The 14,407-nt window shown below is 66.7% G+C and carries 12 protein-coding genes; 9 read left to right on the top strand and 3 right to left on the bottom strand.

Annotated elements, in window-relative coordinates; translation table 11 throughout:
- Positions 1–14: 14 nt before the first annotated feature.
- The 8 genes from DAT35_RS03355 to DAT35_RS03320 all read left to right on the top strand — a co-directional run bounded on the left by DAT35_RS03355 (position 15) and on the right by DAT35_RS03320 (position 8,008).
- Entirely contained in the window at positions 15–824 is an 810-nt protein-coding gene (locus DAT35_RS03355) for an SDR family oxidoreductase (protein ID WP_108065394.1), read from the top strand.
- 46 nt (positions 825–870) lie between these two features.
- Entirely contained in the window at positions 871–1,563 is a 693-nt protein-coding gene (locus DAT35_RS03350; protein WP_108065393.1) for a Coq4 family protein, read from the top strand.
- A gap of 2 nt (positions 1,564–1,565) precedes the next feature.
- Positions 1,566–2,216, top strand: coding sequence for a TetR/AcrR family transcriptional regulator (locus DAT35_RS03345; RefSeq protein ID WP_108065392.1), 651 nt, complete (start codon positions 1,566–1,568; stop codon positions 2,214–2,216).
- Between the two features lie 129 nt (positions 2,217–2,345).
- Positions 2,346–3,590 carry an NAD(P)/FAD-dependent oxidoreductase gene (locus DAT35_RS03340; RefSeq protein WP_108065391.1) on the top strand — a complete coding sequence of 415 codons (1,245 nt, stop codon included), beginning with the start codon at positions 2,346–2,348 and terminating at the stop codon, positions 3,588–3,590.
- Between the two features lie 34 nt (positions 3,591–3,624).
- Positions 3,625–3,954 carry a 2Fe-2S iron-sulfur cluster-binding protein gene (locus tag DAT35_RS03335; RefSeq protein ID WP_304466044.1) on the top strand — a complete coding sequence of 110 codons (330 nt, stop codon included), beginning with the start codon at positions 3,625–3,627 and terminating at the stop codon, positions 3,952–3,954.
- Positions 3,955–4,005: 51 nt separating this feature from the next.
- Entirely contained in the window at positions 4,006–5,235 is a 1,230-nt protein-coding gene (locus DAT35_RS03330) for a cytochrome P450 (protein ID WP_108065390.1), read from the top strand.
- A 161-nt stretch (positions 5,236–5,396) separates the two neighbouring features.
- Entirely contained in the window at positions 5,397–6,515 is a 1,119-nt protein-coding gene (locus DAT35_RS03325) for a cytochrome P450 (RefSeq protein ID WP_233261273.1), read from the top strand.
- 32 nt (positions 6,516–6,547) lie between these two features.
- The gene (locus tag DAT35_RS03320) at positions 6,548–8,008 is read left to right on the top strand and encodes a DHA2 family efflux MFS transporter permease subunit (RefSeq protein ID WP_108065389.1); all 1,461 of its coding nucleotides are present in this window, start codon (positions 6,548–6,550) and stop codon (positions 8,006–8,008) included.
- 5 nt (positions 8,009–8,013) lie between these two features.
- Here the strand turns inward: DAT35_RS03320 and DAT35_RS03315 are convergent, their stop codons facing one another.
- Positions 8,014–8,817 (bottom strand): cyclase family protein, encoded by an 804-nt coding sequence (locus tag DAT35_RS03315; RefSeq protein ID WP_108065388.1) that lies wholly within the window; start codon positions 8,815–8,817, stop codon positions 8,014–8,016.
- Between the two features lie 108 nt (positions 8,818–8,925).
- Between DAT35_RS03315 and bluB the strand changes: the two genes are divergently transcribed.
- Complete coding sequence (bluB, locus tag DAT35_RS03310; protein WP_108065387.1) at positions 8,926–9,570, top strand: 5,6-dimethylbenzimidazole synthase; 645 nt, start codon at positions 8,926–8,928, stop codon at positions 9,568–9,570.
- A 15-nt stretch (positions 9,571–9,585) separates the two neighbouring features.
- On the opposite strand, the gene DAT35_RS03305 is transcribed toward bluB, so the two are convergent.
- Both DAT35_RS03305 and DAT35_RS03300 read right to left on the bottom strand, forming a co-directional pair.
- Positions 9,586–11,721, bottom strand: coding sequence for an ABC transporter ATP-binding protein (locus DAT35_RS03305; RefSeq protein WP_146209555.1), 2,136 nt, complete (start codon positions 11,719–11,721; stop codon positions 9,586–9,588).
- A complete protein-coding gene (locus DAT35_RS03300; RefSeq protein WP_108065385.1) occupies positions 11,711–14,407 on the bottom strand; it encodes an ATP-binding cassette domain-containing protein in 2,697 nt (898 codons plus the stop codon). Before DAT35_RS03300 ends, DAT35_RS03305 begins: the two co-directional genes overlap by 11 nt.

Below are 14,407 nucleotides of genomic sequence, written 5' to 3'. Positions count from 1 at the left end.
AGGAGAGCACGGCAATGAAGCTGCAAAAGAAGATCGTCGTCGTGACCGGTGGTGGAAATGGCATGGGCAGGGAGCTCGTCCTCGCGCTGCTGTCGAAGGGCGCGAGCGTCGCCGCTGTCGACATCAACGCGGCTGCCCTCCAGGAAACCGTCGAGCTGGCGGGGATGAACCGAGCCAACCTGGCCACCTACACCGTGAACATCACGGATCGGGCCCTGGTGGATGCGCTCCCGGAGCAGGTCATCTCCCGCTTCGGGGCGGTCGACGGCATCATCAACAACGCGGGCATCATTCAACCCTTTGTCAGGTTGAAGGATCTCGATTACGCGGCGATCGACCGGGTGATGAACGTCAACCTGTTCGGAACGCTCTACATGACCAAGGCGTTCCTGCCTCACCTGCTCGCACGCCCAGAGGCGCACATCACGAACATCTCCAGCATGGGTGGCTTCCTGCCCGTGCCGGGACAGACCATCTACGGAGCCGCCAAGGCGGCCGTGAAGCTCCTGACGGAAGGTCTGAATTCGGAGCTCCTGGGGACGAACGTGCGGGTCACGGTTGTCTTCCCGGGAGCGATTGGCACGAACATCGCGGGGAACTCGGGTGTGGTGATCGACAACCAGCAAGAGAAGCTCCGCGAGGGGCCGATCAAGGTGCTGGCGCCTGGCAAGGCCGCGCAGATCATCATCGAAGGCATCGAGCAGAACCGCTACCGCGTCCTGGTGGGCTCCGACGCCACCCTCATGGACGCGGTCTACAGACTGAACCCCCAGCGCGCGGCGCGGTTCATCTACAACCAGATGAGCTCCTTGTTGCCGAAGTAGGAGTAGGTCCCCCCAAAACCCTGTCCCTGCCCGGAAACACGTCCCCATGGTCGACACCAATCCCCTGACGCTGCCCGAAAACCCCTCCCTGTTCACCCGCCTGCGCGTGGCGCTCTATGCCCTGAAAAAGGTCAGGGGCGACGAGGGAAATCCCGTGTATGGCCAGGCGATCCAGGCCAGCCTGGACCTCAACGTCTACGCATCGCTCACCCAGCGGCTCCGGCTCACCGAGGACGGGCGCCGCATGCTGTCCGAGCGCCCTTCCCTCGATGCCAGGGATCTGGATCTGGGTATGCTCGAGCGCCTGCCCGAGGGAACGCTCGGCCAGGCGTACGCGCGCTACTACCGCGACAACAAGATCTCTCCCTTCGAAACGACGCTCGAGATCAAGAACGATGTCGACTTCATCTCCAAGCGCTACCGCGAGACGCATGACGTGTTGCACCTGGTGACGGGCTACCACACGGACGTGATCGGCGAGATAGAGCTGCAGGCGTATGTCCTGGGCAACCTGGGCATCCGGAGCGCGGCGCTCATCGTGCTGCTCGGCACGCTCGGACAACTCAAGAAGCGGGAATCCGGCGTCGATATGTCCGTGTACGCGCGGCGGGTGTGGGCTGCGTACCGGCGTGGCCGCGCGTCCCCGCTGTTCCTCGACTTCTGGTTCGAGAAGAACTGGGAGACCCTCGTGACCGCGGTGAGCGCGCGGCTGTGCGCCCCCGTGGAGCTGATGAACTGACCGTGGGCTCGAGGGCAGGCAAATCCGATCGGGGCAGCGAGACACGCGAGCTGCTCCTCGTCACCGCGGAGCGGCTGTTCGCCGAGCATGGCGTGGAGGCGGTCTCCAACCGCCAGGTGAGCGAGGCCGCGGGCCAGTCCAACAACTTCGCGGTCGGCTACCACTTCGGCACCAAGGATGACCTCGTGTTGGCGATCATGCGCCGTCACTCGGAGCCAGTAGAGCGTCGGCGTACGGAGATGCTCGCGCAGCTCACCGGCTCGCCCGATCTGCGCGACTGGGTGTCCTGCCTCGTGAGGCCGACCACCGAGCACCTCGCCTCGCTGGGCAGCCCCTCTTGGTTCGCGCGGTTCATCGCCCAGGTGACGACCCATCCCGCCTTTCGGGAACTCATGATCAACGAGTCGTCCACCTCGCGGTCGCTGCAACAGGGCCTCGAAGGCATGTTCCGGCTGATCCCGCCGCTCCCGGAGGCAGTGTGGCAGGAGCGGAGCGACATGGGCCGGTTGCTGATCGTGCACATGTGCGCCGAGCGGGAACGCGCGCTGCAAGAGGGCACTGCCCCACCCCACTCCACGTGGGAATCCACTGCGGACGGCCTGATCGACGCCCTCGCCGGAATATGGCTGGCACCCGTCTCCGCCCGGCGGTGACCTCGCAGGACGGAAACGGCACACCCAGGAAAGGCAACACACCCAGCCGTCCACCTCGCTCATGCGGCACGCGAGGTCAGGACCTGGCCAGGCCGCTGCTTTGAGCATGGAGAGAGGAACGTCACGGCAATGGAAGAGCGCATCGTCATCGTGGGAGCCGGCCAGGCCGGAGGCGAGCTGGCTACCGGCTTGCGAAAGCAGGGCTACAAGGGGCGCGTCCTCCTGTTGGGAGACGAAGCGCATCCACCCTACCAGCGGCCTCCGCTCTCGAAGGGGTTCCTGCAGGGAAAGGTGGCGCTGAGCGACCTCTACCTCAAGCCACTGGCGACCTATGAGCGCTTCGACATCGAGCTCAAGACGGGCACGCGCGCCGAGACCATCCACCGCGCCACGCGAGAGCTCTCCCTGGGGGATGGAAGCCGGCTGGCCTACGACAAGCTCGTGCTGGCCACGGGAGGCCGGGCACGGCCCTTGAGTCTTCCCGGGCTGGAAGGTGCCCGGCCAGAGAACCTGTTCTCCCTGCGCTCCATCTCCGACGTCGAGGCCATGCGCGGGAGGTTCGTCCCCGGCAGCCGCCTGGTCATCATCGGTGGAGGCTACGTGGGACTGGAGGTCGCGGCCGTGGCCGTGCAGCTCGGGCTGCGTGTGACGCTGCTGGAGGCGGCGCCTCGCCTGCTCTGCCGGGTGACAGGTCCGGAGGTGTCCTCGTTCATCGAGCAGCTCCACCGCGAGCGGGGCGTGGAGTTCCGACTCTCGTGCGAGGTGTGGGGCATGGATCTCGACGAGGCACGGCGCCAGGTACGAGGGGTGAGCATCTCGTGTCACGGCGTGCAGGAGTTGCTCGCGGCCGACCTGGTGCTGGTGGGAATCGGCCTCATCCCCAACACGGAGCTGGCCTCCGCGGCGGGCCTGGCCGTCGACAATGGCATCGTCGTGGACGAGTACGCCTGTACGGCCGATCCGGACATCCTCGCCATTGGAGACTGCGCGAATCAGCCCAGCGCCTACACGGGCGGACGCATCCGGCTCGAGTCCGTGCCCAATGCCATCGAGCATGCACGCGTCGCGGCGGCCACCCTGATGGGCAAGCAGGAGCCCTATGCCGCCATTCCCTGGTTCTGGTCGGACCAGTACGGATTGAAGCTGCAGATGGTGGGTCTCTCCACCGGTTACGAGCAGTGCGTCACGCGGGGCTCCGTCGAGGGCAAGGAATTCTCTGCCTTCTACCTCAAGGGCAGACGGGTCATCGCCGCGGATGTCATTGGCCGCCCCGCGGAGTTCATGGCCGCGAAGCGGCTGGTCTCGAGCCGGGTGGAGGTGGACGCCACCCGCCTGGGCGACGCGACCGTCCCGCTCAACAGCATCGCCGCTTGAAGACAGTTCAACCCCCGAAGGACCCCGAGAGGACATGATGGCGAAGATCAAATTCATCGAGGCGGATGGGAAGGAACACGACGTCGAGGCGCAGGAGGGACAGTCCGTCATGCAGGCGGCGATGGACAACCTCGTGCCGGGAATCGTCGCCGAGTGCGGAGGTTTCGCCAGCTGCGCGACCTGCCACGGCTACGTCGATGAGGCCTGGCTGAAGAAACTCCCCCCGCCCGATTCGGCGGAAGAGGGAATGATCTCGTGCGCCTACCACGTGCAACCCAACAGCCGGCTGACCTGTCAGCTCAAGGTGACGCCCGCGGTGGATGGGCTGGTGGTTCGTCTTCCCGTCTCGCAGACGAGCGAGTGAGGACCGGACAGGTCCCCGCGCTTCTTTCTCCGATAATCCGAGAGCTCAAACATGCACGCCGACAGCGGAAGTCAGAAGTTGGACAAGATTCCCGCGCACGTCCCGCCGGAGCTTGTCTATGAATACGACATCTCCAGGGATTCGCGGATGCTGGAGGATCCGCACGCCCGGATGCGCTCCCTCATCCACGAGGCCCCGCCCATCTTCTTCTCCCCGTGTAATGGGGGCCAGTGGATGGTGACGCGGAAGAAGGTCATCGTGGACATGACGATGAACCCGGAGGTCTTCAGCAGTCGCTCCACGGTCACAGGGGGACACGGGGAAGACAAGGACCCGCAACAGGGTTTGACGCTGCTGCCCATCTCGGTGGATCCGCCGCAGCACACGATGTACCGGACGCCGCTCAACCAGCAGCTGTCGGCCAAATCCGTTGCCGGACTCGAGCCGGCGATCCGGGCCATGACGAACGAGCTCATCGACAAGGTGCTCGCCGCGGGACGCTGTGACTTCCTCCCGGACATCGCCGAGCCGCTGCCTGTCACGTTGTTCCTGAAGCTGGCCGGCATGCCGACCAACCGCCTGGCGGAGTTCCGTCAACTGGCCGCGCAGGCGTCGTCCCCCACGGTGGACGCCGCGACCCGCGAGGCGACCTTCAAGCACATCGCGGGAATCCTGGCGGAGACCATCAAGGCCCGGCAGGAGAAGCGCGAGGATGATCTGGTCAGCCGGCTGCTCGACGCGAACATCGACGGCCGCAATCCCACGTTCCACGAGATGTTGGGCTACAGTATCCTCCTGTTCCTCGGGGGGCTGGACACCGTGGTGAATGCCCTGTGCTTTGGTGTCCGGCACCTGGCACGTGATCAGGAGCTGCAGGCGAAGCTCCGAGCCGACCCCAGCCTGCTGCCCGGAGCCATCGAGGAGCTGCTGCGGCTCTATGGCATCGTGACCATGCCACGGCGGGTGGCGCGCGATGAGGTCTGCCATGGCGTCCAGTTCAAGAAGGGCGACTCGGTGTTGTTGCTCCTGCCCGCGGCCAACTACGACGACACGGCGTTCCCCAACTCCGAGCAGTTCATCCTGGGCCGTAAGGAGCAACACCAGACGTTCAACACAGGTCCGCACCGGTGCGTCGGCCTGAATCTGGCCCGCCTGGAAATGAAGGTGTTCTACCAGGAGTGGTTGAAGCGCGTCCCGCCGTTCCGGCTGGACCCCGAGAAGAAGCCGCGGTTCATCGGTGGCTACACCCTGGCGATCACGAGCCTGCCGCTGGTCTGGTAGGCGCCAGAAGCTGCTTTTTCTCCAACAGTCAGAGAGGTTCGAACATGAGTGCCTTTAGCGGACAGAAGTTGGACAAGATTCCCGCGCACATTCCGCCGGAGCTGGTCTAGGAGTATGACAACGCCAGGGATCCGCGAATGCTGGAGGATCCGCACGCCCGGATGCGCTCCCTCATCCACGAGGCCCCGCCCATCTTCTTCTCCCCGTGTAATGGTGGCACGTGGTTCGTGACCCGGAAGAAGGCCATCGTGGACATCACGATGAACCCGGAGGTCTACAGCAACAGCTTCCTCGCCGCCGCGACCTCCGGGGAACACGCGGGGGAACACAAGGCGCAGCAGGGCTTCATGTTGCTGCCCATCTCGGTGGATCCGCCGCAGCACACCGCGTACCGGGCGCCGCTCAACCAGCCGCTGGCGGCCAAATCCGTTGCCGGACTCGAGCCGGCGATCCGGGCCATGACGAACGAGCTCATCGACAAGGTGCTCGCCACGGGCCGCTGCGACTTCTTCTCGGAGATCGCCGAGCCGCTGCCCGTCACGTTGTTCATGAAGTTGGCCGGCATGCCGACCGACCGCCTGGCGGAGTTCCGTCACCTGGCCACGCAGGCGACGTCCGCTACGGTGGATCCCGCGACTCGCGAGGCGACCTTCAAGCGCATCGCGGGAATCCTGGCGGAGACCATCAAGGCCCGGCAGGAGAAGCGCGAGGATGATCTGATCAGCCATCTGCTCGACGTGAACATCAACGGCCGCAATCCCACGTTCCACGAGATGTTGGGCTACAGCATCACCCTGTTCCTTGGGGGGCTGGAGACCGTGGTGAATGCCCTGAGCTTCGGTGTCCGGCACCTGGCGCGCGATCAGGAGTTGCAGGCGAAGCTCCGGGCCGACCCCAGCCTCCTGCCCGGAGCCATCGAGGAGCTACTGCGGCTCTATGGCGTCGCGTCCACGCCCCGGCGGGTGATGCGCGACGTGGTCTGCCACGGCGTCCAGTTCAAGGAGGGCGACATGGTGTTGTTGCTCCTGCCCGCGGCCAACTACGACGACGCGGCGTTCCCGAACCCCGAGCAGCTCATCATCGACCGGAAGGAGCAGCACCAGACATTCAACACGGGTCCGCACCGGTGCGTCGGTCTGAATCTGGCCCGCCTGGAGATGAAGGTGTTCTACCAGGAGTGGTTGAAGCGCGTCCCGCCGTTCCGGCTGGACCCCGAGAAGAAGCCGCAGTTCATGGGTGGCTTCAACCTGGCGGTCACGAGCCTGCCACTGGTCTGGTAACAACCCCGTCTCACGAAGGGCGAGTGAACCCGATGTCCCTGCACCCACCCGAAGAGCCACGAGCCACCCGGTTCTGGCCGTTCATGTTCGCCCTCTTCGTCGGGTCGTTCATGTCCGTGTTGAGCTCCAGCACGATCACGATCGCCATTCCCGAGCTGCAGAGGCATTTCGGTGCCGAACTCTCCCTGCTGCAGTGGACCCTGACGGGCTTCATGCTCGCCATGGGCACGAGCGCGCCGCTCACCGGCTATCTGGGCGGGCGCTTCAGTTTCAAATGGCTGTACGTGGCCAGCCTGGTGGGCTTCATCCTGGCGTCCGTGCTGTGCGGGATGGCCTGGGATACGCGCTCGCTCGTGGTCTTCCGGTTCCTGCAGGGCGCGTTCAGCGGCACCATCATGCCCGTGACCATGACGCTCATCTACCAGCTCATTCCCCGAGAGCGGCAGGCGCTGGCCGCCAGTCTCTGGAGCCTGGCGGCGAGCCTCGCTCCCGCGTTCGGGCCAACCTTCGCGGGCTGGTTGATCACCCTGGGCAACTGGCGGTGGTTGTTCTTCTTCAACGTTCCGCTCGGTCTCGTCGCCGTGGGCCTGGCCGTGCGGACCATTCCCTTCTACCGCCTGCAAGTTCCGAAGGCGTTCGATCTCCCCGGACTGCTCACCGTCATCACCGGCACCCTGTCGCTCCTGATCGCCCTGAGCCAGGGAAGGGCCTGGGGCTGGACGGAGGTGAAGACTGTGTCCCTGTTCATACTCGGGACGCTGTCATTGATCGTCTTCGTCGTCAGGGAATTGAGGACGAGCGCTCCACTGCTCGACCTGCGGGTGTTCGCGAATGGCCGCTATGTGGTGACGCTGATCATCTCGAGCATCATCACGATCAGCCTGTATTCGGGCGCGTTCCTCGTGCCTGTATTCCTGCAGAAGATCCAGGGCGTGACGCCGCTCGAGACCGGGTTGATCCTCCTTCCGGCGTCCCTGGCCATGGCGCTCCTGATGCCCCTGGTCGGACGCCTGTATGGCACGCTCGGGCCGAGCACGCTCATGACGGCCGGTGTCCTGTTGATCGCGGGAGGCACATATGCCTTGAGCCGTCTGACGCCGGACGTTCCACGCACCTACATGGTGGTGTGGATGCTGGTGCGAAACGTGGGGATCTCCCTCTCCATGATGCCGGCCAGCAACGCGGGCATGGAGCAGATTTCACGCGAGCTGAGCGGCCACGCCTCGTCCATCAGCAACTGGTTGCGAAATGTGTTCGGGGCGTTCTCGATTGCCATCTTCACGTCGCTCCTGTCCGCCTTCACGGCCCAAGAAGCGGAGGCGCTCGTGCAGCAGGGGATGACGGAGCGCCGTCACATCGAGTTGTTCTCGTTCGTGGCGGGCATCAACGACGTCTACCTGGTGGCCACGGCCATCGTATTGGTGGCCGTGCCACTCAGCCTGGGGATCCGCAAGCAGCCGGCGGTGCTCAAGGCCGCCGTGGAAGCGCGATAGGGGCTTCAGTGCCGCTGGCCGAGGATGGCCGCGATCCGCAGCGGCCCACCACTGCCACCCTTGATCTTCATCGGGAAGGCGATGACGACGAAGCCGCTGGCGGGCAGCCGGTCGAGGTTGGCGACGTTCTCGAACGCCGGGATGTCGTGCGCGAAGAGCTCCCGATGGCTCTCGAAGAGGCTCGACTGGCCGTAGTCGATGCTCGCCGTGTCCAGGCCAATGGCCTTGATGGAGCGGTTGCCCGTCAACCACCGGGCTGCATCGGGATGGAGCCCCGGAAAGTGGAGCTTCGCGACCGCCTCCGGGCCACGCTCGTCGGTGCCCAGGTAGCTCTTGCGGTCGGGCCACCGCGTGCCGAAGCCCGTCCTCAGCAGGACGATGGCCCCGTTCGGAATCTGCCCATGCTCCTTCTCCCAGCCCACGAAGTCCTCTGGGGAGATCTGGTAGTCCGGGTTCGCCGCGCACTGCCGCGACACGTCGATGAGGATGGCCTCTCCCATCAATTGTTCGAGCGGGATCTGGTCGACGGAGGGATGCCCTTCCGCGAAGTGGATGGGCGAGTCGATGTGCGTCCCGCCATGCTCGGCCGCGGAGAAGCTGTTGGCGGCATAGAAGTACCCCTTGGGCGTCTGCCCAAAGGACTCCTTCTGGAGATGGAAGCCCTCCGCCGTGGGCCAGTAGATGGTCTGCTCATCGAACGGATGGGTCATGTCGATGACCTCTCCCGAAGGGATGCGGGGGCCCGTCGTCGCGCAGGCGCAGACCACGAGGGGAAGGACGAGCAACAGGAGGGGTGAACGCTTCGTCATCCGGACACTCCGGCAGGGGGTGGAGCGCGGAATGTAGCCGAGCGGGCCTGCTCGCGGCGGTGTCTTGTCACGGCCTCTGTTGACGCTTCGGTGCTATGGAGCGCCCCGATGACGAAACACCGCTTTTCTCCCTCGGAGCGTGAAGCCGTCTACCGCGCGATCAGCGAGCGCCGGGACATGCGCCACTTCCGGCCCGAGCCCATCGATCCCGAGGTCATCACCCGCCTCTTGCGTGCGGCGCATCTCGGGCCGAGCGTGGGCTTCATGCAGCCCTGGCGCTTCATTCGCATCACGGATGAGGCGCTGCGCGGTGCGATCGCCGGCATGGTCGAGCAGGAGCGCCTCCGCACCGCCGAGGCGCTGGGCGAACGCGGCGAGGAGTTCATGCGCCTCAAGGTCGAGGGCATCAAGGAATGCCCCGAGCTCTGGGTCGTCGCGCTGACCGACCGACGTGAGCGCTATGTCTTCGGGCGGCGCACCATGCCGAGCATGGACCTCGCGTCCGCCAGTTGCGCCATCCAGAATCTCTGGCTCGCCGCGAGGGCCGAGGGGATTGGCATGGGCTGGGTCTCTCTGTTCGAGCCCGCCCGGCTGGCGGAGCTGTTGGAGGCACCAGAAGGCAGCGAGCCGATTGCCATCTTGTGCCTGGGCCACGTGGACGCCTTCTATGAGCGGCCGATGCTGGAGCTGGAGGGCTGGGATTCGCGCCGGCCGCTGGAAGAGCTGGTCTGGGAGAACCGCTGGCGGAGATGAAGGAGCCGCTGCCCCTCACGGATGCGCGATGACGATGAGCGTTGGCGCCCGGGCCTCGACGCACGCCATCACCTTGCGCATCGTCACGGGATCCAGCGCACCGAAGGATTCGTCCAGCACCACGACCCGGGCCCGCTGCAACAGCGCCCGTGCCAGGAAGACACGGCTCTGCTCCCCATGCGAGAGCTGCCAACCGCGCTCCCCTACCAGCTGCATCAATCCCGAGGGCATCCGCGACAACAGCTCCCCCAGCCCCAGCTCCTCACAGATCGCTCTCGCGTTGTTCAGGTCCTCGAGGGAGGGGGGCCAGGTACGTCCCAACAACAGGTTCATGGCCAACGTACCGGACACGATGTGGTTCTCGTGGAACTGGGGAGCACCCGCGATCTGCGTGCCCCACCCGCTCGTCGTCCAGGTCGCCCTGTCCAGGCCCCCCAGCAACAACAGCCCCGAGCCCTGGCCGCGCAGTCCCGTCAGGATGGAAGCAAACGTCGACTTGCCGGAGCCAGAGGGGCCCTCGAGCAGCAGCCGCTCTCCAGCGCGCACCACCAGCGAAGCCCGCTCGAGCACCGCCCGTGGAGCCCCCGCATGCTTGAAGACGAGATCGCGCACCTCGAGCAGGGCCTGTGTCTCCGGGAGCGCCGCTCCAGGCGAGACAGGAGACACCGCGCCCACCTCGGCGTTGGAGTTCCTCGCGGCGTCCAGGATGGGACGGACGCTGCGAAACAACACGCGCGCACCTGTGAGGGCGAGGACTCCAACGCTCAGCGTCCCCACGGCGCGCGCCGCCATGAGCGCGGCTCCCACACCTACGGCGATCCTCGCGCTCGAGGCTCCCGCGAGCACACCCGGGAGCGTCGCGAGGATCGCCACCGGGAGGAGTCCCCGCCGGGAGAGCGCCGTCACTCTCGCCGTGGCCGAGTCCCACAGCTCGGAGGCCTCGGCGTAATGCTCCAGCTCATGGTCCTCCTCCACGTGCCACTTCTCCGGCTGCTCCTGTGCGAGCCGCGTCCGGTGACCGAGCATGCGCTCGATGAGCGCATGCGTCATGCCGATACGCGCCTCCGTCCATTCGCGAAAGCGTGACGACTGGCGCACGACGAGCACTCCCAGCACGAAGCAGAAGCCCCCCAGCGCCACCAATCCGTACCAGCCCGCGGGGCCGGTGAGCATCACCCCCGCCGCCAGCAGCAGATCGACCACCGCCAGCAGACTGGTGAAGCTGCCCGCGAGCGCCATCTGTTCCATCCCCGCGCTCTCGAAAGTCCTCCCGACGTACTCGCCTATTCCACCGCGGCGCGCCTGGTCCACGGGCAACGCGAGCGCCCCCGCCAGCAGTTGCCTGCGCAGCAGCGCGGAGAGCTCCATCACCAGGGTTCCCTGCGACCAGGCCAGCACCGCCTGGAGCGGGACCATCGTCAACCCCATGAGGGCCCAGGCCCAGATCCACCCCGGGTCGAGCTGCCCCTCGAATGCGCCCCGCCCCATCAGCCACCAACCGGAGAGCACACACACCTGGATGAGCCCCGTCAGCAACAGGAGCATGAGCAGCCGCCATCCGGCCCGCAGCGCCCGCAGGTGATGGACGAGGCGCGCTCCGGGTGGCAGCCGAAGCCTGCGCGCGGCGAAGAGGTAGGTCTGGGCCAGCTGGGCTCCCAGCAACGCCTGCCGGGCCATGGCCCGCTGGGGTCCCCGCAGTCCAGCCCGCTCCAGGACGCGCTCCGCCACGGGCCCCTGCTGATGCTCGACACGCGCCCGCACAGCGGCGGCCAACGTGGAGAAGTCAACCCGGTGCAGCGTCTCGTCCGGGGCGATGACCTGCGCGATCCTCCCCGAGGAAGACAGGCGAAGCAGTGCGATCACCGCGCGCCCGTGGACGCTCGTCATCTCCACGAGGGCCGGAGCCGCACGGCCCAGGGCCCTGTCGACTCCGCCATGGCGCGTATAGAGCACCTCCAGCTCGAGCCCGAGGGTCTGGGCCAGGGTATCCATCCACTCTCCCACGCGATCCGGCTCCGCCGGCACCGTGCGCGAGAGGGCTGGGAGTGGATGAGGGAGCGGCAGCCGCGCCGCACGCGCCAATGCTTCCAGGGCCTCGCCCGCGCGCTCGAGCGGCCAGGCCACCGCCTCCAGCACAGCATCAGTCTCCATGATCGCCCCCCTCCCCGAGCCGCTCGGAGAGCACGCCTTGCTCCAGGACAATCCGCCGCCACCCCTCTCGTCCCGACAACGCCCGCTGCATCGTCTGCTCTTCCTCCAGCAATGAGCGGTAGTGGGAATCCTCGCGCGCCGCGAGCGCCCGCGGCGCCCCATCCTCGACGACCTGCCCGCCCTTGATGACCAGGACGCGGTCGAAGGAGAGCGTCTCCGCGATGTCATGCATGATGCAGAGCAGCGTGACTCCCTCGAAACCCTGTCGCGCCCGCTCCAGCAGCGCCGAGCGGCGGTCACGCTCGAGCCCCCGGAATGGCTCGTCGAAGATGGCCAGCCGAACCCCTGGCCGGAGCAGCGCCCGGCCCAGACGCACCCGCTGCCCCTCTCCGCCCGACAGCAGACCACCACTCTCGCCCAGACGGGTCTGAAGCCCCTGGGGCAGCTTGTCGATCAGCTCGATGAGGTCCGCCTTGTGCAGCACCTGGCCCACCCGTGGCAGCGCCTCGTCCGCTTCGACGCCATAGGCCAGGTTGTCCACCATCGATCTGTTCCAGAGCGACACCTCGGGCTCCACCCACGCGGTCTCCTGCCTCAACCGCCACAGGGCCTCTCCCTCCAGGGGCTCGCCATCCACCTCGACCTGGCCTTGGGACGCCCGGTGCCATCCCAGAAGGAGCCCCACCAGGGATGACTTTCCAGCGCCCGAGGGGCCAACGATGGCGACATGCTCACCCGGCTGAACCGACACATCAATCCCTTGCAGGAGGGTATGGCCTGCGGCTCTCACCTCCACCTGGCGCAGCGCGAAGGAGACCCCCCGGGCCACGCCCGCTGGCGGCTCCGCCCGCTTCCGCGGGGCCAATGCGACGGGAGTGGCCACCTCGTCCGGGGCGAGCAGCGGCTCGATCAAGCGGCCGGTGAGCGACGACGCGGCGGGGTACTGACGCAACCCCTCGGCGATCTGCCTGCCCAGTGTCACCAGGGCCAGTGCCCAATAGACGAGCAGCAGGACAGCGCCGGGCTGTATCCCTTGCGAGAGCGCGTGCAGGACAATCGCGGCCGAGCCTCCGGTGGCGGCAAGGGAGGAGATCGCCTCGACGGTGACGCCACGGCGCAGCAACGCGCGAGCCGAGGAGACGTACTCCTGCAGGGGCTCTTCCTGGGCCCGGCGGAGCGTCGACTCGGCACGGTGGGCCCGCAGGGCCACGGCCCCGCGCAAGGCATCCAGATAGTAGCCCGAGAGCATCCCGTCGAAGTCCCGCAGCCGGCGATCGGCCTCGAGCAGCGAGCGCTGCGAGAGCAAGGGAATGGCGAGCGCCAACCCACCCGCCAGGAAGATCAGCGGTGCGCTACGAGGTGCCAACCACGTCAGCCCCACGAGCGTCACGATCAGCTCGGCGGAAGCGCGCAGCACCTGGACCGCGAGGGTGGGCACGTTGCGGACCAGGTGGATGCCATGACAGCGCTGAGCCATGTCCGAGATGAGCCTGCTGCGGAAATAGCGGTCCCCCAGGCGCGGTATCTTGTCGAGAAACGCAAGCCTGAGACGGAGCTCCAATCGCCGCCCCAGGCGGAGCGTCCCGAACGACAGTGGCAGCTCCAGCGTGAGCAGCAGACCCAGCAGGGCGAGCAGCGTCACGACGCCGGCGATCCGCTGCTCCGCGGTCGTGAGATAGCGCCCCGCATCGATGACACCGCGCAGGAGCAGTGCCTCCACGAAACCGCCCACCGCCGCGGTCATCCCGATGGCGGCGAGCACCACCGGGGTGAGCACCCCATCCCGGCGCAACAACGCCACGAGCTCGCGCAGGGGGCGGGTGGGAGCCTCGCTCAAGGCAGCCTTGAGCTCGGGCGGCAGCGGAGGCTCATCGTCCCCTCTCTCGCGGCGCAGCCCCCTGGCATGAACGCACACGGCTCCACGCAAGATGAGCTGCTCACTGTCGGGCCTTCCCACCGCCGTCCAGTAGGCGGGGGGAATGAGCTCCAGGGCGCGCCCCTCTTCCAGTGCTGTGCGCACCTCGCGCAGGAGTTGTTCGACGAACCCCGCCACCGGTGCACCCCGCTCGATACCGCCGCCCTCCACGAGCGTCTGCACCAACCGCACCGTCGCATCCAGACAGGCCAGGCCCTTCCAGGTGGGGTCTCCGAGGGCATCGGCGACGAGCCGCTCCGACAAGGGCCCAGGGACGAGCGCTGACACCCTGCTGCGCAGCCCCGCGAGAAACTCTTCCGTGCCGGCCCACTCGCGGAACGCCTCGGCGGACACAGGCATCGCGTGCACGAAGAGCCGGCCGAGCAGCTCGGTCACGGACACCCACCGGCGCCCCTGCGCCGGATCCATGATTTGAACGAAGTTGCCCGATCGCTTCCAGAGCACCACGAAGTGGAGGTTGTCGTTCGCGAGCCTCACCACCGCAATCGCTGGCAGCGCCCCGGTCTCGGGGAGGAGCACTTGATCATGCGGGAGCATGCTCTGCTCGGCATCCAATCCCAGCCTGATGGCCATCTCCTCGAGCACATCCACGGACGTACCGTCGATGTCGGTCTGGCAGGCCTCTCGAAGCCGTCCATAGCTGACCGGCACGCCAAAGCCATCGAGCAAGGCCTTGAGGGCCGCCGGACCGCAGTCCATGGCCGACGTCTGGATGACCTCCGGGACGAAAAGACGTGGTGCACCCGTCAT

It is taken from the genome of Vitiosangium sp. GDMCC 1.1324 (genome assembly GCF_003044305.1).
In the GTDB taxonomy this organism is placed as follows: Bacteria; Myxococcota; Myxococcia; order Myxococcales; family Myxococcaceae; genus Archangium.
The sequence above is the reverse complement of the archived record's forward strand: the minus strand, read 5'-3'. Positions and strand labels throughout refer to the sequence as shown.

Excerpts from the sequence above, each read along its gene's own strand:
- DAT35_RS03355 (WP_108065394.1), top strand. The coding sequence starts at position 15 with ATGAAGCTGCAAAAGAAGATCGTCGTCGTGACCGGTGGTGGAAATGGC.
- DAT35_RS03330 (WP_108065390.1), top strand. The coding sequence starts at position 4,006 with ATGCACGCCGACAGCGGAAGTCAGAAGTTGGACAAGATTCCCGCGCAC.
- DAT35_RS03300 (WP_108065385.1), bottom strand. The coding sequence starts at position 14,407 with ATGACGGGTGCACCACGTCTTTTCGTCCCGGAGGTCATCCAGACGTCG.
- DAT35_RS03315 (WP_108065388.1), bottom strand. The coding sequence starts at position 8,817 with ATGACGAAGCGTTCACCCCTCCTGTTGCTCGTCCTTCCCCTCGTGGTC.
- bluB (WP_108065387.1), top strand. The coding sequence starts at position 8,926 with ATGACGAAACACCGCTTTTCTCCCTCGGAGCGTGAAGCCGTCTACCGC.
- DAT35_RS03320 (WP_108065389.1), top strand. The coding sequence starts at position 6,548 with ATGTCCCTGCACCCACCCGAAGAGCCACGAGCCACCCGGTTCTGGCCG.
- DAT35_RS03350 (WP_108065393.1), top strand. The coding sequence starts at position 871 with ATGGTCGACACCAATCCCCTGACGCTGCCCGAAAACCCCTCCCTGTTC.
- DAT35_RS03340 (WP_108065391.1), top strand. The coding sequence starts at position 2,346 with ATGGAAGAGCGCATCGTCATCGTGGGAGCCGGCCAGGCCGGAGGCGAG.
- DAT35_RS03305 (WP_146209555.1), bottom strand. The coding sequence starts at position 11,721 with ATGGAGACTGATGCTGTGCTGGAGGCGGTGGCCTGGCCGCTCGAGCGC.
- DAT35_RS03325 (WP_233261273.1), top strand. The coding sequence starts at position 5,397 with ATGCGCTCCCTCATCCACGAGGCCCCGCCCATCTTCTTCTCCCCGTGT.
- DAT35_RS03335 (WP_304466044.1), top strand. The coding sequence starts at position 3,625 with ATGATGGCGAAGATCAAATTCATCGAGGCGGATGGGAAGGAACACGAC.